The organism is Pseudonocardia nigra (assembly GCF_019396355.1).
Classification (GTDB): domain Bacteria; phylum Actinomycetota; class Actinomycetes; order Mycobacteriales; family Pseudonocardiaceae; genus Pseudonocardia; species Pseudonocardia nigra.
In genome coordinates, this window is sequence record NZ_JAHKRK010000301.1 from 1 (window position 1) to 2,924 (window position 2,924).

General features: G+C 71.3%; 3 protein-coding genes. All 3 read right to left on the reverse strand.

The genetic code is table 11. The features are described 5' to 3' along the window. Positions 1–857: alanine/glycine:cation symporter family protein (locus KME75_RS38370; RefSeq protein WP_219419850.1), on the reverse strand; the 857-nt coding region annotated here is incomplete at its 3' end. Between the two features lie 232 nt (positions 858–1,089). After that, entirely contained in the window at positions 1,090–1,767 is a 678-nt protein-coding gene (locus KME75_RS38375) for a GntR family transcriptional regulator (RefSeq protein ID WP_219419858.1), read from the reverse strand. Positions 1,768–1,832: 65 nt separating this feature from the next. Further along, positions 1,833–2,924 (reverse strand): FAD/NAD(P)-dependent oxidoreductase (locus tag KME75_RS38380; protein ID WP_219419851.1); only part of this gene is annotated, 1,092 nt, incomplete at its 5' end.

Sequence of the window (2,924 nt, forward strand, 5' to 3'; positions counted from 1 at the left end):
CCCTGCTTGGCAGGGTGCGTGACCTCTGCGGCCGCGGACCCGTACGTGCCCTCGCCGACGCCGGCGACGTTGGAGAACATCGCGCGCCGGACGCCCCACGCGACGGCCGCGCCGACGATGCCGCCGAAGACGGAGTCGGCTCCCACCGCACTGGCGAGGACGAGGCGGATGACCTCGGGTATGGCGGTGATGTTGGCGCCGAGGACGACGAGGGCGGCCAGGATGTAGGCGCCCGCCATGAATGGGACGACCTTGTTGGCGAAGTTCACGATGCGGTCGCGGCCACCGAAGATGATGTAGCCGAGGATGCCGACGATCACCAGTCCGGTGATCCAGGGCTCGATCCCGAGGGCGGTGTCGAAGCTGACGGCGATGTTGTTCGACTGGACGCCGGGGGCCAGCACCGCGTAGAGGCTCAACGCGGCCAGCGCGGCCACGACCGCCAGCCACCTCAGCTGCAGCCCCTTCTCGATGTAGTAGGGGATGCCTCCGCGGTACTGGCCGTCGACCTCGTCCTTGTAGATCTGAGCCAGGGTCGACTCGACGAACGCCGTCGCGCCACCGAGGAAGGCCATCACTCCCATCCAGAACAGGGCGCCCGGACCGCCTGCGGCAATCGCGGTCGCCACACCGGCGATGTTGCCGACGCCGACCCGGCTCGACAACGTCAGCGACAGCGCTTGGAACGACGAGATGCCGGCCGTCGACTTCTCGCCTCCCCTGAGCAGCCGGAGCATGTCGGGCAACCTGCGGACCTGGAGCAGCCGGGTGCGCACGGTGAGGTAGAGCCCGAAGCCGAGTGATAGAACGATCAGCGGGTTCCACAACCATTCGTTGATCGTCGCCAGGTGTTCCACGGATGCCTCCCTGCAGTCGTGGACACAGCGAAGGCAGCCGGGTGGCGGCCGACACCATGACAAGTGGCGCAAAACTACTATGTGACATTGCACTTGCTCAAGCTCTGGTGGTCCGGTTTTCCGGCCCTCCCAGGGGGCGGACGAGCAGGGCAGCCTCACCCGACCGCCGTCGCGGCGCCCAGGCCGGCGAGCAACGGTCGCGGGTCCCGGCGGCGCGCGTCGACGGCGGGCGTCAGCGCGCGTCCGGGTGCGCCGGGGCAGCCCACTTGCCCCGGGTCTGACTGATGTGGGCGCGCATGAGCGCCTCGACGGCGACGGCGTCCCGTGACGCAATCGTGTCAACGATCGCGAGATGCTCGCGGGCGGCGGCCTCGAGCTCCCCGCGCTCGCGCATGGCGGCCAGCCCGAACAGGCGGGTGTGTGCCCGCAGGTCGGAGACCAGATCGGTGATCCGGCCGTTCTTCGCGTACGCCAGTAGGGCGAGGTGGAACTTGCGATCGGCCTCGGTGTACTCGACGAGGTCACCGGCCAGGGCCCCGTCCACGATCGCCTGCGCGAGCTCACGGAGCCCGGGCAGGTCGGATTCGGGGATGTCGAGGGTGACGTCCCGGACGATGGGGGGTTCGATCAGCAACCGCAGCTGCGTGATCTCGTCGAGGTCGGAGTCCTCGATCTGAGTGACCCGGAAGCCCTTGTTGGGCACGATCGTGACCAGGTTCTCCCGAACGAGGTCGATCATCGCCTCGCGGACGGGGGTGGCGGAGACGCCGAACCGCGCACCCAGCGACGGGGCGGAGTACACCTCCCCCGGCACCATCTCACCCGAGATGATCGCGGCACGCAGCGCGCGTGCCACCCGCTCGCGCAGGCTCACCTTCTCGACCTGCTGGATCGTCGTGATGTTGGCCATCACCCACCATCTCCCCTCGGGCGACGCGTGGTCGCATGGTATGTGATGTTGCAACCGCGCCGGCGTCAGGAGTGGTCGCCGGCCAACTCGCCGAGCGCCACCGGGGCACACAGGGACTGCTTGGCGGTGGATCGCAGGTCGTCGGGTTCGAGGTCACGGCGCTCCTGGGCCGCCGCCAGCTTGGCGGTCGCGAACCCGCACACCCGGCCCTGGCACCACCCCATGCCCGGGCGGGCGAGCATCTTGACGGTGCGGGCGTCGCCTGCCTCGAGCTGGTCCCGCGCGGCGCAGATGTCGTCGACGGTGACCTCCTCGCACCGGCACACCGTGGTCTGCGGGGTCGGCCACTCGTGCCAGGCCGCCGGCACCGGGTGCGCACGGTGCATCGCCGCGGCGAACGCGCGGGAGCGCGCGACCGAGCGCTGCAGGCGTGCGATCGTGGAGCGGGGGACGTCGCGGCCGTGGTCGAGGCAGGCGGCCAGCCCGGCCAGCTCCCCTTCGGCCACCGCGAGCGCGGCTCCCCCGACACCGGTGGCCTCTCCGGCGACGTAGACCCCGGGGGCGGTGCTGCGCTGCAGCTCGTCGACCTGCGCGACCAGCGACTCGTCGACGTCCAAGCGGGTGTCGGCGCCGGTCGCGGTGACCAGCTCCAGGGACGGCGTGAAGCCCCACCCGAGCGCCACGAGGTCGACGTCGAGCGTGCCGAGGCCGGCACGGATCGCGCCGCCGCGGTCCAGGCGCGACAGCGTGACCGATCGGACCGCGTCGACCCCGTGCACGGCCGTGACCGCCGTGCGCATCCGATAGGGGATGCGGTGCCGCAGCAGGGCGGCGGCGTATCCGGTCGCCTCGATCGCCTTCGCGGGCACGGACACGGCTCCGCGGAGGTTGCGGACCCAGCCGCCCAGGTCATTGGCTTCGCAGACCGCGAGCACGGTGGCGCCCGCCGCGGCCAACCCGGTGGCCACGGGGAGCAGGAACGGGCCGGTCCCGGCGACGACGGCACGCTTCCCGGCCACGCTGCGGTGCGCCTTCAGCAGGGCCTGTACCCCGCCTGCGGCCATCACTCCGGGAAGGTCCCAGCCGTCGACCGGCAGCTGGCGGTCGTATCCGCCGGGACACAGGGCGAGGGCGCCGACCGAGACCGACCGTGGGNC

What these genes read in the sequence shown, in the direction of transcription:
- KME75_RS38375 (WP_219419858.1), bottom strand. Translation starts at nt 1,767, where the DNA reads ATGGCCAACATCACGACGATCCAGCAGGTCGAGAAGGTGAGCCTGCGC.